This is a genomic window from Okeania sp. SIO2C9 (assembly GCF_010672455.1).
Lineage (GTDB): Bacteria > Cyanobacteriota > Cyanobacteriia > Cyanobacteriales > Microcoleaceae > Okeania.
The window spans coordinates 23,108-42,302 of the sequence record NZ_JAAHGO010000026.1; the positions used below are offsets into that span (position 1 = coordinate 23,108).

Consider the following 19,195-nt stretch of genomic DNA (forward strand, 5'->3'; position numbering starts at 1 on the left):
GGCATTAATGTTGCGCCACAAGAAGAAGAAAGAAAAAAGTTAGTTGATATTTTTGTGATTCCAGAGGTGAAGGAAGAGGCTTATAAACAAGATTTTCTATTAGCAGAAACTCCAGAAAAACTAGAAAATAAACTCTTGGTAAATACTTCTGGTCGTAAATTTTTAGCTTCTCAGTTATTGAGTGAAAATAAGTCTCAAAAATTTGTCATCTTGGGTGGACCTGGTTCTGGTAAAACAACCTTAATGAGTTATTTTGCTCTAATGTTGGCACAGAAACAGTCTCAAGTTTTGGGTTTAGACCGCGATCGCGACTGGTTGCCTATTTTAATTAGAATACGAGATTTTGTCAGAGATTTAGATAAAACTATTCCGGAACATATTCGTTTATTTGCTGAAACAAATATGGCACTCCAAGATTTGCCGACAGGATTTTTTGAGCATTGGTTAGAAGATGGTAGAGCTTTAATTTTACTGGATGGTTTGGATGAGGTGGCGGAAGAAGGCAAACGTTATGATGTTGTGCGGCGCATTGAGACTTTTTTAGGGAAGTTTGATAAAAATCCAGCAATTATTACATCTCGCCCTGTGGGTTATCGGCGCGACTTTTTCAATACCGCAGAATTTCCCCACTATCAAATGCAGTCTTTTGATGATGACAAAATTTCTCTGTTTCTTGATAACTGGTACAATAGTCGTTTTGCAGATCCACAGCAAGCACAAAGGTGGAAGGAAAGTTTACAAAGGGCGTTGGGTGAGAATGACCGGATTAAATTATTGGCAAGAAATCCGTTGTTGTTGACGATTATTGCTTTGATTCATCGGTATCAGGCGGTTTTGCCGAAGCAAAGAAATAAACTTTATGAAAAAGCAGTGGAGACTTTGTTGGTTTCTTGGGATGAAATCAAGGAATTGAGCAGTCATCAGCGACTGAAGCATTTGGATATGGAGGATCTGAAACGGTTGATGGAATTGTTGGCATATTGGGTACATACTCAGGGAAAGTTTGGGAATGAGGAAGAGGGTGGTACTTTGATAGATAAGGATGACTTGATTGAAAAGTTGAATCTGGAGATTCGGGAATTAAAGGATTTAAAGTTGTATCAAGCACAGGAAGAAACAGGAAGATTTCTGGAGTTGATTCAGGGGCGCACTGGTTTATTGAATGAGCAGGGGCAAGATTATTATGCTTTTGTGCATAAAACGTTTCAAGAATATTTGTGCGCTCAAGAGATTCAATATCGGGCAAAGAATGAATATGATTTAGGAATTATTTTGAATTGTATTCGGGAGAATTTGCACGATGCTCACTGGCGGGAAGTCTTACTATTGCTGGTCGTTCTCGGCCATATTGGATCAAATTTCGGAGGATGTAGTTAATGCTCTATTACCAGTTCTACTAAACTTACCCAAACTTACCAATACACGACCGCATAGGTTTTGGAGCTAGTTTCCTGTTTCACAGAAGACCACTGACCGCAGTCTGTAACTTATCTTCTCCACAGGCTTAAATTCGCTTGAAACTCAAGCTACTGATACACATAATTTTTCAGGTTGATAGCAGCGTTCAAATCTCTGTCAGCTTGAAAACCGCATTCACTGCATTTGCTAACGCAAAGCTGCGCTAACATAAGTTCTCAAGTGTAACGGCATTTTCTGTTGATGCCCACAGTTTGAACATATTTGAGAACTTGGATAAAATCTATCCGCTATGACTAATTCACTGCCGTACCATTCACATTTGTATGTAAGCTGACGCTTGAATTCATAAAATCCACAATCTGCTATGGCACTTGCTAATTTGTGATGTCTTGGTGCGCGTTCCCTTGCGACTGGCGTCGTCGCGGGGTCGCACCGCTTTTTGAGCATTCCACTTACATTCAAGTCCTCAATTACTATGGTGCTGTGGTTTTTAGCTAACCATGTCGTGAGTTTATGTAGAGTATCTGCTCTGATATCAGCAACTTTTTTGTGAACTTTGGCTAATTTTTTTACTGCTTTGAGTCGGTTTTTGGAACCAATAACTTTTTTGCTGACTGCACGTTGATGACGAACTAATTGTTTTTTGGCTTTCCTGTAAGCTTTGACATTAGCAAATTTACTGCCATCAGAACAGGTTGCTAATGTATTTATGCCTATATCTACACCAATAATTTCACGTTGCTTTTGAGTTGGATAAGGTTCAAAATCGTACTTAAAACTGATGTACCAACTATCTGCTCGTTTGGATATGGTGACGTTTTTTACTGGTACTGAAGGTAAAATTTCATAAGTTTTTACTACTCCTATTCTGGGTAATTGTATGTAGTTACCTTGAGTGATTTTAATACTTCCTTCTAAGTAAAAGCTGTCTTTTCTGCCTTTTTTCTTAAATTTAGGAAACCCACATCTAGGAATATTTAGAAAGTTTTTAAATGCCCTCTCTAAATCCCTTAAGGCTTGCCCTTGGTGCACATTTAGATACTTCATAGTACCAGGGATTAATTGATTTGACTTCAGCTACTAAACGTTTGTGCAAAGTAATTGCACTGGGACGTTTCTTGGTTAATTCGTACTCTTTGATACAAGTTGTTAACCCCCAGTTATAGGCATGACGTTAGCGTTTGCGGTAGCATTCCGATAGGAAAGCTTTGCGCCAGCAAACTACTCCTGCGTGTTTGGCAAGTATTGTTTTTTGTTGATTGTTAAGTTTTAACTTAGTTTTAAAGGATTTCATTGTCAGCGAGGGGTTACCTCCTGTCATAAATTAAACACAACGCAATTATATCACAATAAATATCTAATTATATCAAATTTTTTAACTTCTGTAGTTAGCCCTCAACATCCCACCAACGCAACCAAACATCCTGCTTGCCTTCAAATTCTCCTGACCATAAAGTTAACCCCAACCCGACTTTTTCTAACCAAATTTCCGTCATTTCACGACTTACGCAGTACAACGTATTTTCGTCGTTGCGACCGATAGGGAAGCAATCTCAAATCCTAGTTTTTCGTACCTCATGCGTAAGTCTTATATGAATAAGATGACTGCCATATTCTATACTTTAAAGGAACACCTCAATTCTCACATCTGATTCCTGATTGCTATATTCTACATTTGTTCCTGAAGACGAGATAAACTCGTTGAATTATTATATAAAGATAACTGGTTATTGTGTGATATTTGACAATAAAAATTGTCTTTAGTTTGAAAATCTCAATGAGGAGTTTAATTGATTATGGTAGGATTAGATAGGAACAATTTGAATAATTCAATTATTGCAGATGGAAATCACGATGAAGAAGAAATAGAGGCTAAAAATTATCGACAACAAAGGTTTCAAGAGTTTTCTACTGATTCTGCTAAAATAAGTGTTTACTTCCGAAACCTTCAAGAAAAATTAATTGAGAAAATTAACCAATACTCAGTTATAGTTGGCTGTGTAGCGTGGTTCACAAATAAAGATGTTTTAAAAGCTTTAGCTACCAGAGAAAAAGTATCAATTATTATTCAAAAAGAAGATTTTCTCAGACCAGATACAGGTGATTGGTCGAGTAAAAAACTAAAACGCCTTTATGGTAATTTACCTCCTGGTCCATCTAAAAGTGGTGAATATTGGGGTGATTTGTTACAAAGCTTAAATATTAATAGCACTTGGGATTCTGAACCCATTCGGTGGGCAGGTAACTTCAATACTGAAAAATTACCAGCATTTCCAAGAATGCACAATAAATTTTTAGTATTTTGTGAGTTTGAATTAGTTGAGCGTTTAATTCCGATAAATGATGATAATGACAATCTCTATAGTATTAAGGCTGATTTAGAAAAAGAACTGAAAATAGTACCAAAAGCTGTATGGACAGGTTCATTTAATATTACTAATAATGGCACAATGTCATTAGAGAATGCTGTATATATAGTAGATACTAAAATATCTAAAGCTTACTATGATGAATGGCAATACATTTTTGCTTTAAGTGAATCTATTCCCAACAAACATTGGAAAAAATATTGGGATGCACCAGAGGAATTTAGAATCGGTACTTAAACTATTAATATAATCAGCTTCTGGCCTCAATAAATAGGGGGCTTTTTTTTACATCAATTAAGACAGGTTGTGTGGGAGTGATCGCCTTAATTTTCATCAGTCCAGTAGGGTGCGTTACGCTAACGCACCATCCATAAAACAGGTATCGTAGATTGACAAATCTAAAATGGTCTGTTACGACGGATTGTTAAATCTCTTTTCTGATATGAATTTAAGCCGTCTAAATGAGCCTACAAATTTTGCTTAAACAACACTAAAAGTTTGAAAAAGTTGTTTCATTTCAGCTTTAAGTGCTGAAATTGCATCTTCTAAAGAACCACAATCATCTGTATCAAGTAAATGAGCATCACCAAAATCAGCACTTGACCACAAATAAACAGGTAATCCAATAGTTAAACTTCCTCTCCACGCGATCGCCTACTTATATCATGTTCGGTTTAATGCTTGTCAAAAAAAATTAGCACAGAGATAATTAGTGTGCCACATATTTGCCAAGTATTCCGAGGGAAAAAGGGTGATTCGTAACCCATCAAATGCAACATTTTAGGTGTATCACTTGCCACGATCCAGAAACTTATAAATTAACAGAGTTTGCTGTTGTTTAAATTAAGATTTTATTTTAGAATAAAAAATATGTCCTAATATATTCTAGCTAGAAATATGAACCAAAAACTAACGTTAAATATTGAAGAAGATCAACTCCATTTTCTTCTCCATCATAAAAACTATGGCTTTAAAGATGAAGCAGAAATGATTAAGGTGGCCTTGCAAAAGTTACAGTCAGAATTAGAAGCTCAAGATTTACAAGAGTCAGCACAATTATATGCAGAAATATACGAAGAAGATGCCGAATTACAAGAATTAACTGAGACTGCTTGTGCATATTTTAAAGAAACATGAAACTAAAACGAGGTATGATTATTGATGTGAATCTTGACCAAAAAATTAGGTCTCAAGCCTCCCCTTTCAAGGGGATGAAAAAAAATAAACTTCAATATTTCAAGCCTCTGACTTTAGGCAGAGGTACTGATAACTGATAACTGATAACTGATAACTGAAATGACCCTACTTTAGGTTCAGAAACAGGAAAGATTAGACCTTGTATTATTGTCACGAATAATACTTATAACGAGCGTGTACCTGTTATTCAAGTTCCGTTACAAACTGGAGTCAAAAAAAGGCAAGGATTAAAACTAATGTAGTAATTGAACCATCTTCAGTTAACTGTTTAAGTGAAAAATAAATAGCAGATTGTTTACAAACTAGACCCATTGATTATTGTTCTAGTTTAGTAAGTATTAGGGGTGAACTAGAAACAGAATTAATCCTAAAAATTGATCTAGCTTTAAAAATTGTCTTTGCTCTATAGAGTATTATTGTTTTAGCTTTCCACGATCCAAAAACTCGTAAGTTAACTGAGTTTGCAGTTGTTTAAATTCAACTTAAATCCATTAGGCTGAGTTAGTGTTAAATTAACCGAACCTTCGAGGCTATAATTAGAAGATATCACTCTTAGATACGAAGCTATGTCAAACAAAACATTTGACCTGAAACAACTACCAATCAGTATTACTGAATTACTATATTCGATTCAAAATGAGCAAGAAATAGTCATTACTAATGATAATATTTCGGTTGCTAAATTGACTCTACTTAATCCAGTTGCTGAAACTAGATTGCCATTAGAAAAAACACCTCAACCTGGATTAAATTTAGGTGCTATGGTAATGATTGATGACTTCTATCAACCTTTACCAGATGAATTTTGGTTGCAAAATAGATGAAATTACTGTTAGATACACATACTTTTATTTGGTGGGATAGTGAGCCATCAAAACTTTCTCAACGTGCATTAGAGTTATTAACAGATAAGAATAATTTGAGGTTATTGAGTGTGGTTAGTCTCTGGGAAATTTCAATCATGGCAGTATGCAGAATCAGCATAATTTACACTATATTCTTGTAGATCGTATGCATATCGAAGTGCTTTGTCTTGATCCCATATATGCTCTAATGCAGTTTTCAGACTCACCCAGAAATCTAGAGATCCTATAGAAAAATCCGAGGATTCATTACTGTATTTTATCCAAAGACTATAAATAGCCTTTAAGTCTTCATCAGGAATACTGGTTGTCATACCATCTGGCATAACACTATCCGGACGTCCCCTGAAGATTGGAGTAGGTGTCTCTGCGTATGTTATTTTAGGATTGAGAATTTTGTCAATATTAGTTTTCTCTTGGCAACCAGATATCTGTCGCAGAATCCTTTCTGTTTCTTGATCAGCTTGCTTCCATCTCCCCTGACTTAAAAGTTCCTGCAATAGATTGTAGTCTACTCCAATTTGTGATTTCAGTTGAATTTTTCCCAGGTCAGCCCCTTTAAAGTTGACTTCTTTAAGGTTAGCTCCACTAAGGTTAGCTCCACTAAGGTTAGCTTCACTGAGGTTAGCTTCACTGAGGTTAGCTCTACTAAGGTCAGCTCTACTAAGGTCAGCTTCACTGAGGTTAGCTCTACTAAGGTCAGCTTCACTGAGGTCAGCTTGACTAAGGTTAGCTCCACTGAGGTTAGCTTGACTAAAGACAACTTTACTAAGGTCAACTTTACCAAGGTTAGCTCCACTAAGGTTAGCTCTACTAAGGTGAGCTTCTCTGAGGTTAGCTCCACTAAGGTTAGCTTCTCTGAGGTTAGCTCCACTAAGATTAGCTTGACTAAGGTTAATTCCAATAAGATTAGCTTGACTAAGGTTAGATCCATAGTTAAGGCTAGCTCTACTAAGGTTAGCTCCACTAAGTTTAGCTTCTCTGAGGTTAGCTCCACTAAGTTTAGCTTCTCTGAGGTCAGCTCCACTAAGGTCAGCTCCACTAAGGTTAGCTTCTCTGAGGTTAGCTCCACTAAGGTTAGCTTCACTAAGGTTAGCTTCACTAAGGTCTACTTGAACATCTCTTTGTTGTTTTCGCCACTGATTCCAAGTATCAATCCCTTTTCTTAAAATTTCTAGCTGCTCAGTATTAGCCATTATATTTAATCTCCAATTTTTGTATTTCCAGTCTATTCAAAATTTCACTCAAGTCAAACAGTACAAATACTTAATTTGACTTTGCTAACCTCAACCTGAATAGTTACATTTTACTTTTGACCTCCAATAATCCTCAAGGAATAACAATCGGATAATTACAGCAACAACTCAACTGTTCTCCGTCAATGTTGCAGATTTGTTTAAAGGGTTTGATGGCGGACAAGTTCATTTATTATCCGGTTCAACAACAGAATTGATACAAAAATGCCCCAGTATTGTCGGGGTTATACCATTTTGAAAAAAGAATGTTACGAATAATAAGCACCATAAAAAGACTTTCAGATAAAGTCTGTTTCAAGAAAAAGGTAATTTGCCACATCAAAAATGGTATTAAATCTATCCATTCTGCATTCTAAATTCTAAATTATAAGAAATACCCTAATTATTTGTAGCAAACATTTATCAATTTGGTATTATAATCTTGATCAAACTTGATAAAGTTGCGACTCGTTGCACGATCCCTAGGTTTACACCTAATACCAATTCAATAAATGTTTGTTACAAAAAAACAATTGGATCGAGTTATTAGTTTAGTGATCGCGGAGCATGGTGTCAGCCGTATTGCTCAAATTACTGAAGATGATGCCATGGGTTGGTTTGAACATTGTGGTTTATTCATATGAAAACCGCTGTAATGTGGAACATGCCTCCACTATTGCAACATTTTAGTTGTGTCAGTCAACTACTATTTTGTTTTAGTTTGGTGATAATATGCAATATATTAACTGATATATTAAATACTTAACTATGCAAACTACTGAATTTCTGAATGAGCTAAATTTATCGCAACGTCAAGCAGTACAACATTTCTGCGGGCCGATGCTAGTTGTGGCGGGAGCTGGTTCTGGCAAAACTAGAGCGCTCACCTATCGCGTGGCCCATCTAATACGTCATCATCGGGTACATCCAGAAAATATTCTGGCGGTGACATTTACAAATAAAGCTGCACGGGAAATGAAGGAGCGGATCGAGAAGCTATTTGCTGGGCAACAAGCAGAAGCAAAATATGGTAAACCATTATCAGCTTTAACACTGGAAGAACAGACTAAGTTGCGATCGCAGGTCTATAAAAGTATTACGAAACATTTATGGATGGGAACTTTTCATAGTCTTTGCGCTCGTATTCTGCGTTTTGATATTAATAAATATCAGGATGAAAAAAAACGTCGTTGGGATAAAAATTTTTCTATTTTTGATGAAAGTGATGCTCAAACTTTGATTAAGCAAATTGTTACTAAACAGCTCAATTTAGATGACAAAAGATTTGAACCACGTTCGGTTAGATATGCTATTGGTAATGCTAAAAATAAGGGAATGTCGCCTCTAGAATATCAAAGGTCGGAACCAGATTATCGGGGGCGGGTAATTGCTGAAGTTTATGGTATTTATCAAGATAATTTGGCAGCTAATAATGCTCTTGATTTTGACGATTTAATCAGAATACCTGTAGAATTATTTCGGCAAAATGAGCAAGTATTGGCTTATTGGCATAAACATTTTAACCATATTTTAGTGGATGAATATCAAGATACTAATCGGACTCAATATAACTTTATTAGATTTTTAGCAACTAATGGTGAAGACCCTAAATATTTTAATAAATGGGAAAATCGTTCTGTTTTTGTGGTGGGAGATGTAGACCAATCTATTTATTCTTTCCGCATGGCAGATTACACAATTTTGCTAGATTTTCAACATGATTTTGGTGATGGTTTGGCGGATGAAGATACGCGGACAATGATTAAATTGGAGGAAAATTATCGGTCGCGGGAAAATATTTTGGAAGTGGCAAATAAGTTGATTGAAAATAATACTCAACGTATTGATAAAATTCTCAAACCAACGAGAGGTTTAGGGGAAGAAATTTATTGTTATGAGGCAGAAAGTGAGTTGGAAGAAGCGGAATTTGTTTGTAGTAAAATTCAGGAAATTACAGACCAAAACCCAGAGTTAGATTTAGGGAGTTTTGCTGTACTTTATCGGACTAATTCTCAGTCACGCGCTCTGGAAGAAGCTTTGATTCATTACGATATTAAATATGTGATAATTGGCGGATTGAGATTTTATGACCGGAAGGAAATTAAGGATTCTTTGGCTTATTTACGAGTTATTGCTAATCCGGCTGATACTGTTAGTTTGCTCAGAATTATTAATACTCCGAGAAGAGGTATTGGTAAGGCGACTATTGATTCTTTGGTAAATGCTTCTTTGGAGATGGGAATACCTTTGTGGGAAATTATTAATGATGAAACTTCTGTTAATACTTTGGCTGGTCGTTCTGCAAAGGCTGTGAATAGATTTGCTGAGATAATTAAGAATTGGCAAAATGAAGTAGAAAATCTGACTGCTGTGGAAATTGTTGAAGGAATTTTGGAGACTTCTGGTTATATTGAAGAGTTGAAAAAAAAGGGTACGGAAGAAGCAGATAATCGACTGGCAAATTTGGGGGAATTATGTAGTGCTGTTGCTCAATTTCAAGAGGATAATGAAGATACAAGTTTAGGAGGTTTTTTGGCGAATGCCTCTCTAGCTTCTGATTTAGATAATCTACAAGATGGGCAGGAAGCTGTATCGTTAATGACTTTACATTCGGCTAAAGGTTTGGAATTTCCAGTGGTTTTTATGGTTGGTTTGGAAGAGGGTTTATTACCTCATTTTCGCAGTAAAAATGACCCTTTGTCTTTGGAAGAGGAAAGGCGACTTTGTTATGTAGGAATTACGAGGGCGCAGGAACAATTATTTATTTCTTATGCTACTGAAAGGCGACAGTTTTGGGGAGCGCGAGATGTGGCAGTTCCATCTCAATTTTTGGCTGAGTTACCAGAAGATTTGATTAATACTAATGGGATGAAAAAGGTGATTTATCGTTCCCGTCGTCAAAGCAAAAATACTAAGAATTCTACTGTCAAAAAATCGGCAAATAATCAAGGAGAAAATTGGAAAGTAGGCGAGAAGGTGATGCACAAAAGTTTTGGAGTAGGACAGGTAACTAATGTTTTTGGTGGGGGACAAAAATTGAGTTTGGGTATCAAATTTGGTAAGAGTAAAAAAATTATTGACCCTAGAACTGCACCGATGGAAAAATTGGAATAATGGGAGTAGGGGAGTGTGGAATAGGCATCTTGCCTGTTCCTGATATTTCCCCTATTCTATTTCTAAATTTCCCGGTCTCATATCCAGATAATGATATTAAATCTGGTAATATCGTTGTTATTCAGTATTTAAAGATAAGAGTCTATATTATATCAATTACTATGCATTAATGCTATACTTAGGTAACACTTCAGTTATTAAGTAATTAAACTATCCTAATAAACTTTTTGCTAACTTGAGTCAATTTAATATTAATTATCATTATTTTTACTTCTCCTCTACTCCCAAGCATTCAGCCATCAGCTATCAGCTATTAGTTGTTAGCTCATTATCAGCTCAAAATAGGAATTAGTCACCAAGGAGAATTAAAACTTATAAAAAAAATGTCTTCAGCTAACCTTAGTAATTTCTTGAATATGTTCATGTATCTGTTTGCGCAGCATTCCGTAGGAAATGCTGAATGCTGAATGCTGAATGCTTACCTCTACTCCCCCACTCCCTACTGCCTACTGCCTGTTTTCTGGATCTATTGATTGTGAGGTTATTTAGCCGGATTTGATATTAAACCCATAAGGGAAAAATCCAGTAGTGGACTAGAGACAAAAATCTATTGCACAGTTTTAGCTGTGTCAGTCCACTACTTAATCTTTTGTTGAGAAACAGTCTCTAACTGATAACTGAATTGACCTTATTTCCTATTCGAGAATAACAGTTATTTGTGGGTATTTAACGAGACACAATATTAAGAGCTATATCAAAAGCTTTGACTTTAATATAAAAGTTAAATTAATGATGAGAAACAGATAAATTAATGATGAGAATTTGATTAAAAGTATATAAATTGCTTCTAAATTGGCAATAATTAATAATTTATTTGAATAAAAGCTAATATACTTGACTGAGCGTTCTGTTATTGGTAGGGTAGTTATATAAGCAAAAAATAACCATCAATTATCAATTTATACAAGTTTGGCTCGGATTGTCCACAACTGGAAAACACCCTGTTATGACATTCTTTAGATAAACTTCTAACGCTGAAATTTGTGTGATTTTCTTTGTGGTTTCTGGAATAATCGTTCCAAAAAAACTGATAAATCTCACTTAACAGGAGAAGCAAAAGTGCCGACGAAGCTCTTAGATATAGATATCCTTCCTTCTTATTTACGTCAAACGATCGCTATGCGAGAGTTGTCAGAAGAGCAAAAACTATTCTGGCAGGGAGACTCAGCTCAAGCAGTCTTTATTGTCAAGACTGGGCGACTCAAAGTAGTGCGCTACAAAAGTTGTGGAACAATAGTTAGGTTATGCACTGCTACAGCAGGAGATATTTTAGCCGAGACAACACTTTTTTCTAGCAGATATACCAATACAGCGATCGCAGAAACAGCCTCACAAGTAATGGTTTATCCAAAGAAACATTTTTTAGCAGCTTTGCATAGCTATCCCGACTTAGCTGAAGATTTCATGGCAATTTTAGTCAAAAAGAATCAATGTCTACAACACCATCTAGAATTACGGGATATCAAGACTGCCCACGAACGAGTGCTTCAATATTTATCCCAGATAGCTAGACTTTCTAACCAAGCATCTGTCAACTTAGATAGACCCCTCAAAGAAATAGCTGCTGAGTTAGGGTTGACCCCAGAAACTCTATCCCGTGCCCTAAAACGCTTAGAAAGAGATGGTTTGATTAGTCGTTCTCAGCGTGCGATCGCCCTACATTAGAGTTGTTGGGAGTGGGGGAGTAGGGAAGTGGGGGAGTAGGGGAGTGGAGGAGTAGGGGAGTGGGGGAGATTGAAGTAATTATAGAATTATCAACATATACTATATACCCCGATTCTATATTACCGAATAATTAAGGTTTAAAGCCTCTCCTTTAAGGGAGAAAAAAGCGGAAAATATCAGGTAACGGGGAAAATATCAGGAACGGGCAAGATGCCCATTCCACAATGCAAAACTCCTAAAATTCAGACAACACAATATTTTCCTCCTTCCTCCTTCTAGTCAAAGGATGGCTCCGAAACCTGCGCTGACCGACCATCGACCAAGATAAAATAAAGTTCAATATTTCAAACCTCTGACTTTCCTACGGAATGCTGCGCAAACAGGTACTGATAACTGATAACTGATAACTGATAACTGATAACTGAAATGATACTACAATCTAATGTAATTCCTCAATCAACAAAAATATCAGACCAACCAGAATCTAGCAAACTATTGATATCAAGTAAACAGAATAATTGGCAAGGTATTCTGCTACAACGTATATACTATTCCGCAGCAGAAAGTAAATTTTCCTTACCTGCAATACCAGAAGAACTACTGATAATTCATTTAGACTATCCTTGTCACATAGAGCGATCGCTAAAAGGAAAATACGACCGGGGGAGAATAGTACCTGGAGATATAACTGTTGTGCCAAGTGGAGAAATTTCCCAATGGCATATTCAAGGAAACCCAGACTTGTTATACATATATTTAGCACCTTCGCTCATGGAAAAAGTTGCGACTGAAGTAGTAGAAGTAGACCCCCAGCGAATTGAACTCGTAGACAGATTTACTCTGCGCGATCCATTTATTCGCCAGGTTGGGTTGCTGCTACTAGGGGAACTAGAATCAGGAGGAGTAGCAGGTCGGTTATATGCAGAATCATTAGCATATTCATTAACCGTTCACTTAGTCCGCGAATATTCCACTATGACTTTAGAAGTTAATGAGTACCGAGGAGGATTATCAAAATATAGACTTCGTCAAGCAATTGAATATATTAATGAACATTTGGACCGAGATTTAAAACTAGCTAGAATTGCTGCTGTAGTTGGTATGAGTCAATATCATTTTTCCCGGTTATTCAAACAATCAATGGGTATTAGTCCCTATAAATATGTAATTCACCAAAGGGTAGAAATGGCAAAAAAATTATTGAAACAACAAAATATAAGTATTACAGAAATTGCTTTTCAATGTGGTTTTTCTCATCAAAGCCACTTAACTAAAATCTTTCATCAACTTACAGGTACTACTCCAAAACAATACAAAAACCAAGTTATTTAAAGCAGATTTTATCGTGAATAAATCTGTACAGTTTCAGAGATAAAAATTAAATTTTTGTAGCTATAAAATTACAATAATTGTTTAAAATAATATATCAGATACTGTTTGTCAATAATTGATAATTACCTCTCCCTAAAAGGAAGAGAATTGACAGGATAGGGAAAATTTTTTTTGTTTCTCCTTTAAAGGAGAGGCTTTAAACCTTAATTATTCGGTAAAAGGAATATTAAATCCAGGTGTAGGGTGGGTTAGACGACAACAATTATGGGTAGGGAAGCAAAATTTTAACTGTCCGTCATAATCCACCGAACATACCGAATATTAAGACAGTGTATTGGCTTAATCTTTGCTTGTGCATTCGCTCTCTAAATAACATAATCTATAGTTAGTATTTTTAGATATAGTGTTTCTCAAGTTAATGAGGTACAGTTGTTTTTCTTCTTTTCTATGCCCTACTCCCTACTCCCTAAAATAAACGAATAAAGTATGATTTTTTAGAGTAAAGCAGTCAAATAATATATATAATAAAGAGCAGAATATATGTTATCAAATAATTCAAGTTATCAAACCAAAATTGAGATGAAAAAAAATAAACAGAATAGCAAACTATCTGGCATTCAAAAGTTAGCTCAGTCAATTAATGACCGACTAAAATCAAAATTGTCTCGTCGTGTAGTGTTATGTGTTTTTACTAGCATTATTGTCATTGAAGCAATTCTTTTAATCCCTTCTGTCAAGAGAAGAGAAAAAGAACTTCTATCTCAAATTAAGCAAATGTCCTCTGGGAAAGTTGCTTGGATTTTGATTACCTATCCTAATGCTTCACATACAGAGCTTGTCAATCATTTATCAGAACTTATGCAACATAATGCTTCAATTTTAGGAGGTGCTGTTTATGATACTAACAAACAAAAAGTAGGTACATTTGGTGAGTCTCCAGAATTGTCACTTTCTGAAGTAAATAATTCCAAAAAACTCTTCCTTTCCACCAGTAGTAATGTTTATCGTTATGATGACTTAATTTGGTCTGGAAAAGATATGCAAACAGACTATAGTATTATTATTCGCCATGATTGTTCTAATATCAGACCAGAATTACTGGCTTATATTTCTCGAATTATTGGTTTAGTTATTATCATATCTCTGTTTTTGACAATTACAGTTTGGCTATGTTTAGAACCAATTATAATTAATCCTATTCTACTATTAAGAAGCGATTTGAATCAAGCAGGGGAAGCAATATATAATGATCGAGAACCACCTGCATTTAGCTCAATTTCTCTCCAAAGACAAGATGAATTAGGAGAAGTAATTAATGCCTTTGAACTAATGTTTATGAAAATTTCTGAAGCAATCAGTGAGCGGAAAAAAGCTGAAGCAGCTTTACAGGAAAGTCTAGAAAAAGTCAAAGCTTATTCTCAAGCTCTTAATTATGAATTAGAGCAAGGTCATCAGATGCAGCAGAATTTTCTACCTGCTAAAATTTCGCAACAAAATGGTTGGGAAATTGCTAGTTTCTTTCAACCAGCTAGACAAGTTGCTGGTGATTTTTATGATGTATTTGAACTTTCTAATCATACAGTAGGATTAGTAATTGCTGATGTTTGCGATAAAGGAGTAGGAGCAGCATTATTTATGAGTTTGTTCCGCAGCTTAATTAGAGTTTTTTCTGGTCAAAATTATTTTGAAGAAATGAATGAGGATTTAGGAAGCGAAAAAGATAAGTTGTATTTAGATAGAGGTCTAGCTACTGAAGATTGCTATCATGCTTTGAAAGCTGTATGTTTGACTAATAATTATATTGCGAAAAATCATGGCGAAGTGGGAATGTTTGCCACACTTTTCTTTGGGGTTTTAGACATAAATAATGGCAAAATTACTTATATTAATGGTGGTCATGAACCACTATTTATTATTAGTGCTACAGGAGAAATCAAGGAAGAGTTAAATTCTACAGGTCCAGCAGTTGGAATGTTGCCCGATATGAAATTTAAAATTGAACAAACTCACTTAGAAGTTGGTGAAATTTTATTGGGTTACACAGACGGAGTACCAGAAGCTCGTAATGGTAAAGGTGAATTTTTTACCAATGAAAAATTGCGGTTACTTGTAGAGAAAAAAGCAGCTTCGGCGGAAGGTTTACTCAAAGAAATATCTACTAGTGTTTTAAATCATACTGGTAGTGCCACACAGTTTGATGATATTACTTTATTGGCTGTACAACGACAAGTTTAATAACAAGTCTGATAAATATTTGCTACAAATAAATAGGTGATTTTTTAGGAGTCAGGAGTCAAAATGAATGGCTTTAATACCAGTTTTTAGGTCAGAAATTATCTTTTTGTCAAAGGAACATCAGCCAAATCGTATTTTTGACAATTAGCACCCTAGGAGCACATTAATTATTCTGATGTTTACCGAAAAATTGTGGTTTAAAGCCTCCCCTTTTAAGGGGATAATAAATAAAAATTTTCATCTCTTTGTCAATCCTCTTCTTTTCAAGGAGAGGTAATTATTAATTATTCATTATTCATTATTCATTATTCATTATTGAATTCCCCTCCCAGGAGCAGGGCTAATTCTTTGCCTGGGGAGAATATTTACAACTCTATATTTTTGCTTAACTAATCCTAGCAAGATGTACGAAATTTCAAAGGATACAATTTTTCGCTCCCGTGACAATAAATTGACCCTACTGCCCCACTCCCCTACTCCCCCACTCCCTTTTTCGCTCCCGTGACAATAAATTGACCCTGCTCCCAGGAGGGGTTAGGAGTGAGTTCCTTCTTAGTAGGGACGTTGTATGCAACATCCCTACCCACTCCCCTACTCCCCTACTCCCTCACCTCTAAAAAGGGCGTACTAATAATGTAATTCCCTGACGACCGATAACTGCAACTTCTTGACCAGGTTCAAGAGTCATGCTGTAACCTCTAAAAAGCATAGCAGGCCAATATGTAGCTTTGAATTTAACTCTCCCAGGTTCATCAAAAGTAATCTTTTCATCGACCACACCAACTTGAGGTTTAGAAAATATTTTGGGAGTATTATTACTAAATGTCTGCATTACTATTCTTCCTTTATTCCTTAAATTTGAGTCAGTATTAATTTTTTAAATGCCCCCATAGTTAGAAAATCTTAAAAAGCTTAAATACTTGATTTTGTTCTTAAATAGCACTACATTTTGCTGATGTCGTTTTCCGGAGATTATTGAGTTTACAGTTCTGATAATTTTTGTAGATATATATACTTGTCGCAATTTTACTTGAGGCTGTAATAGAATTAGGTATTTACCAAGGGTGATAAATGTTTGCTACATTTTATTGAGCGGGGGAGCAGGGAAGAATTCAACAATGAATAATGAATAATGAATAATTAATAATTAATAATTAATAATTAATAATTACCTCTCCTTGAAAAGAAGAGGATTGACAAAGAGATGAAAATTTTTATTCTCTTGGTCGATTGGATATGGCTCCTTTGACCTCGCCATCCCATCCTACGGAATGCTGCGCAAACGACCGCTTATTATCCCCTTAAAAGGGGAGGCTTTAAACCACAATTTTTCGGTAAAAACAAGAATAATTAACAATAACTAGCTAATTGGTATTATATAAAATCCGGTTATATAGTATATGTTTATAATTCTATCTACACTTCAATATTCAACCTCCCCTACTCCCCTACTGCCTACTCCCTGCTTAACTTAAGAATGAGGTTCGCCAAACAAAACCAAAGAACAATTTAACTCTTTCAAAACCTCATTAGTCACATCACTAACAGCCAAACCACCAGCAGTACGACGACGCATAGAACGCAAAATAACTAAATCAAAATACCGTGCCATTTTAACAATTACTTGAGCAACATTATCATTAGCAATAACTTTAATTTTTAATTTAACTTCAGATTCATTAACAGAAACAATCTCTGAAAGTTGAGACTTAAATTCTTCCATTTGTTCTACAGAACTAACACTAGAACAAATATGTAATAAAGTCACATAAGCTTGATTAGTATCAGCAAAAAGTTGCGCAAAACGAACAGTTCGTAATGCTTGAGGAGTAATATTTTTTACTGGTACTAAAATTTTATGAATATCAATAGGGTCATCTAGTAATCTTGTCACTGCTACCGGACAATGAGAAGACCAAAAAACACTATCAATAATACTTCCAAATAAACGCGCCCGTAAACCACTTTGTTGACTCCAACCCATAATAATTAAACTGGCATTTTTTTCTCTAGCAGTGCAGCTTATTCCCTGAGAAATATCATTATAAATTCGTAGTTCTGGTTGAGCTTCAACATGAAATTGTTGAGTAATTTCTTGAGTTCGTTTTAGTTGTCGTTCGCTATGGCGAATTGCTGTACTTAAAACTGGTTCATCCAAATGAAAATTAGCTTTAACAATTGATAAAGGCACAACTAATCCTGACTCATGTTTGGCTAACATTGCTCCCATTTCTAGCAAATAATTTTCAGTTACAGGATTATATATGGAAACTAAAACAGTAAACTTATGTTCATCACTTTCTGCCTCTAATTCTTGTTCATGTGTTTCCCACCAAATTCCAGATTTATTACCACCATTAAATAGACTCAAAGGTTGGGATAATAAGGGAGCAAATCTGGATGTAGTTAAAGGTCCGAGTATAGAAGTTACTAACATTAAAACAATTACGCCATTGAAAAATGGTTCTGTTAATATTCCTTCCTGAAGACCAACTAAAGCTTCGACTAAAGTAGCAGCAACATGAGGTAAAGTGAGAGACCACATTGTCAAAGTTTCTGGGAAATTATAATTGTATAATTGTTTCGCTAATAAAGCTGCAAGAAATTTACTAATAATTACTCCTACAATAATAGCTAAAGTCATTACAAATTCATTAGTTATAGTTGAAACAAAAGCCGGAACATCTAAAATCAATCCCATATCTACAAAGAAAAAAGGAATAAACAATGTACTACCAATAAATTCCACTTTTTCCTTAACCGGACCATTTCCCACAACTTCATTCACAGCAATACCAGCTAGGAAAGCTCCCACAATAATATCAACATGAATTATTTGTGCTTCTACACTAGCAATAAATACAACTAACATTATGAATAAAAATTGATTTCCCTCTTCATCCCCAGTCCGACGGAAATATTGTTCCCCTAACCATTTAAAACCAAACAAAACAACTACTGCATAAATAGCTAATTCTCCTAACTGAATAATCAGACTAACAACAGAAAATTCTCCCGCATTAACCGACACACAAATTGCCAGAACTAATAGAGCAGCAATATCAGTAAATATTGTTGCTCCAATAGTCACAGTAACCGCTTCATTAGCCACTACACCCAATCTATTAACAATGGGATAACCTAAAAGAGTATGAGGTGCAAATAGAGAACCAATTAAAATCGAAGCATTCCAGCCAAAACCAAAAAATCTACCAACTAAAATACCTGCAATAATAGGGATAAAAAAAGTGATAAAGCCAAAACCAATGGAGCGATTTCTAGTTTGATTAAATTGTTCTAAATCAATTTCTAAAGCTATGACAAACATCAGATATATTTTGCCAATATCTGATAGTAACTTCATAGTTTCTGTCTCACTATTTAGAAGCTGTAAACCATGAGGACCTAGTACAACTCCTCCTACTAATAATCCTACTAAACCAGGTAGTCGGAGACGTTCAAAAATAGGCGGAATGGTTAAAATAACCAGTAGAAGAATAGCGAAGGCAACAATTGGAGTATTGGGTAGCAACTTAATTACCTCTGATTAAAATTTTCAATATATTAGCAAACCCTCTACATTTTGCACAAAAATTTAAGTTAGCTCGTTCAGCATTTAGACTATATATCCCAATTTTGAAAAGGGAACACTGGAGCGCCGAATCTGGAAACAGAGAATATAAAATTTTAATAGACATTTATAGAA

The 19,195-nt window shown here is 35.4% G+C and carries 16 protein-coding genes; 10 read left to right on the forward strand and 6 right to left on the reverse strand.

Features of this window, described 5'->3' with window-relative positions:
- Positions 1-3 precede the first annotated feature (3 nt).
- Positions 4-1,377: an NACHT domain-containing protein gene (locus F6K23_RS20425; protein WP_375340774.1), complete on the forward strand. Its 1,374-nt coding sequence runs from the start codon at positions 4-6 to the stop codon at positions 1,375-1,377.
- Between the two features lie 149 nt (positions 1,378-1,526).
- On the opposite strand, the gene F6K23_RS20430 is transcribed toward F6K23_RS20425, so the two are convergent.
- Both F6K23_RS20430 and F6K23_RS20435 read right to left on the reverse strand, forming a co-directional pair.
- Positions 1,527-1,628, reverse strand: a complete 102-nt coding sequence (locus tag F6K23_RS20430; RefSeq protein ID WP_293159211.1) for a zinc ribbon domain-containing protein — start codon at positions 1,626-1,628, stop codon at positions 1,527-1,529.
- A complete protein-coding gene (locus F6K23_RS20435) occupies positions 1,606-2,451 on the reverse strand; it encodes an RNA-guided endonuclease TnpB family protein (protein ID WP_293159213.1) in 846 nt (281 codons plus the stop codon). Before F6K23_RS20435 ends, F6K23_RS20430 begins: the two co-directional genes overlap by 23 nt.
- Positions 2,452-3,215: 764 nt before the next feature.
- On the opposite strand from F6K23_RS20435, the gene F6K23_RS20445 reads away from it, so the two are divergent.
- A complete protein-coding gene (locus F6K23_RS20445; protein WP_293159217.1) occupies positions 3,216-4,025 on the forward strand; it encodes a hypothetical protein in 810 nt (269 codons plus the stop codon).
- 243 nt (positions 4,026-4,268) lie between these two features.
- Here the strand turns inward: F6K23_RS20445 and F6K23_RS20450 are convergent, their stop codons facing one another.
- A complete protein-coding gene (locus F6K23_RS20450; protein WP_293159219.1) occupies positions 4,269-4,397 on the reverse strand; it encodes a hypothetical protein in 129 nt (42 codons plus the stop codon).
- Between the two features lie 288 nt (positions 4,398-4,685).
- Here F6K23_RS20450 and F6K23_RS20455 point away from each other — a divergent pair, with 288 nt between their 5' ends.
- The 3 genes from F6K23_RS20455 to F6K23_RS20465 all read left to right on the forward strand — a co-directional run bounded on the left by F6K23_RS20455 (position 4,686) and on the right by F6K23_RS20465 (position 5,809).
- Positions 4,686-4,925: a hypothetical protein gene (locus F6K23_RS20455; protein ID WP_293159220.1), complete on the forward strand. Its 240-nt coding sequence runs from the start codon at positions 4,686-4,688 to the stop codon at positions 4,923-4,925.
- A 206-nt stretch (positions 4,926-5,131) separates the two neighbouring features.
- Complete coding sequence (locus F6K23_RS20460; RefSeq protein ID WP_293159308.1) at positions 5,132-5,227, forward strand: hypothetical protein; 96 nt, start codon at positions 5,132-5,134, stop codon at positions 5,225-5,227.
- Between the two features lie 324 nt (positions 5,228-5,551).
- On the forward strand, positions 5,552-5,809 hold the full coding sequence (locus F6K23_RS20465) for a toxin-antitoxin (TA) system antitoxin (protein WP_293159222.1): 258 nt from the start codon (positions 5,552-5,554) through the stop codon (positions 5,807-5,809).
- A gap of 131 nt (positions 5,810-5,940) precedes the next feature.
- On the opposite strand, the gene F6K23_RS20470 is transcribed toward F6K23_RS20465, so the two are convergent.
- Positions 5,941-7,044, reverse strand: coding sequence for a pentapeptide repeat-containing protein (locus F6K23_RS20470; protein WP_293159224.1), 1,104 nt, complete (start codon positions 7,042-7,044; stop codon positions 5,941-5,943).
- A gap of 551 nt (positions 7,045-7,595) precedes the next feature.
- Here F6K23_RS20470 and F6K23_RS20475 point away from each other — a divergent pair.
- From F6K23_RS20475 to F6K23_RS20495, 5 genes are all read left to right on the forward strand, one after another.
- Entirely contained in the window at positions 7,596-7,727 is a 132-nt protein-coding gene (locus tag F6K23_RS20475; RefSeq protein ID WP_293159226.1) for a hypothetical protein, read from the forward strand.
- 124 nt (positions 7,728-7,851) lie between these two features.
- Positions 7,852-10,197 carry a DNA helicase PcrA gene (gene pcrA, locus F6K23_RS20480; protein WP_293159228.1) on the forward strand — a complete coding sequence of 782 codons (2,346 nt, stop codon included), beginning with the start codon at positions 7,852-7,854 and terminating at the stop codon, positions 10,195-10,197.
- 1,041 nt (positions 10,198-11,238) lie between these two features.
- Positions 11,239-11,922, forward strand: coding sequence for a Crp/Fnr family transcriptional regulator (locus F6K23_RS20485; protein ID WP_293159230.1), 684 nt, complete (start codon positions 11,239-11,241; stop codon positions 11,920-11,922).
- A 426-nt stretch (positions 11,923-12,348) separates the two neighbouring features.
- Complete coding sequence (locus F6K23_RS20490; protein ID WP_293159232.1) at positions 12,349-13,254, forward strand: AraC family transcriptional regulator; 906 nt, start codon at positions 12,349-12,351, stop codon at positions 13,252-13,254.
- 540 nt (positions 13,255-13,794) lie between these two features.
- Positions 13,795-15,489, forward strand: coding sequence for a PP2C family protein-serine/threonine phosphatase (locus F6K23_RS20495; protein ID WP_293159234.1), 1,695 nt, complete (start codon positions 13,795-13,797; stop codon positions 15,487-15,489).
- Between the two features lie 613 nt (positions 15,490-16,102).
- Here F6K23_RS20495 and F6K23_RS20500 read toward each other — a convergent pair.
- The gene (locus F6K23_RS20500) at positions 16,103-16,321 is read right to left on the reverse strand and encodes an NfeD family protein (RefSeq protein WP_293159236.1); all 219 of its coding nucleotides are present in this window, start codon (positions 16,319-16,321) and stop codon (positions 16,103-16,105) included.
- Between the two features lie 639 nt (positions 16,322-16,960).
- A complete protein-coding gene (locus tag F6K23_RS20505) occupies positions 16,961-19,021 on the reverse strand; it encodes a cation:proton antiporter (protein WP_293159238.1) in 2,061 nt (686 codons plus the stop codon).
- Positions 19,022-19,195: the final 174 nt, after the last annotated feature.

What these genes read in the sequence shown, in the direction of transcription:
- F6K23_RS20430 (WP_293159211.1), bottom strand. Translation starts at nt 1,628, where the DNA reads ATGTTAGCGCAGCTTTGCGTTAGCAAATGCAGTGAATGCGGTTTTCAA.
- F6K23_RS20445 (WP_293159217.1), top strand. Translation starts at nt 3,216, where the DNA reads ATGGTAGGATTAGATAGGAACAATTTGAATAATTCAATTATTGCAGAT.
- F6K23_RS20455 (WP_293159220.1), top strand. Translation starts at nt 4,686, where the DNA reads ATGAACCAAAAACTAACGTTAAATATTGAAGAAGATCAACTCCATTTT.
- F6K23_RS20465 (WP_293159222.1), top strand. Translation starts at nt 5,552, where the DNA reads ATGTCAAACAAAACATTTGACCTGAAACAACTACCAATCAGTATTACT.
- F6K23_RS20470 (WP_293159224.1), bottom strand. Translation starts at nt 7,044, where the DNA reads ATGGCTAATACTGAGCAGCTAGAAATTTTAAGAAAAGGGATTGATACT.
- F6K23_RS20475 (WP_293159226.1), top strand. Translation starts at nt 7,596, where the DNA reads ATGTTTGTTACAAAAAAACAATTGGATCGAGTTATTAGTTTAGTGATC.
- pcrA (WP_293159228.1), top strand. Translation starts at nt 7,852, where the DNA reads ATGCAAACTACTGAATTTCTGAATGAGCTAAATTTATCGCAACGTCAA.
- F6K23_RS20490 (WP_293159232.1), top strand. Translation starts at nt 12,349, where the DNA reads ATGATACTACAATCTAATGTAATTCCTCAATCAACAAAAATATCAGAC.
- F6K23_RS20495 (WP_293159234.1), top strand. Translation starts at nt 13,795, where the DNA reads ATGTTATCAAATAATTCAAGTTATCAAACCAAAATTGAGATGAAAAAA.
- F6K23_RS20500 (WP_293159236.1), bottom strand. Translation starts at nt 16,321, where the DNA reads ATGCAGACATTTAGTAATAATACTCCCAAAATATTTTCTAAACCTCAA.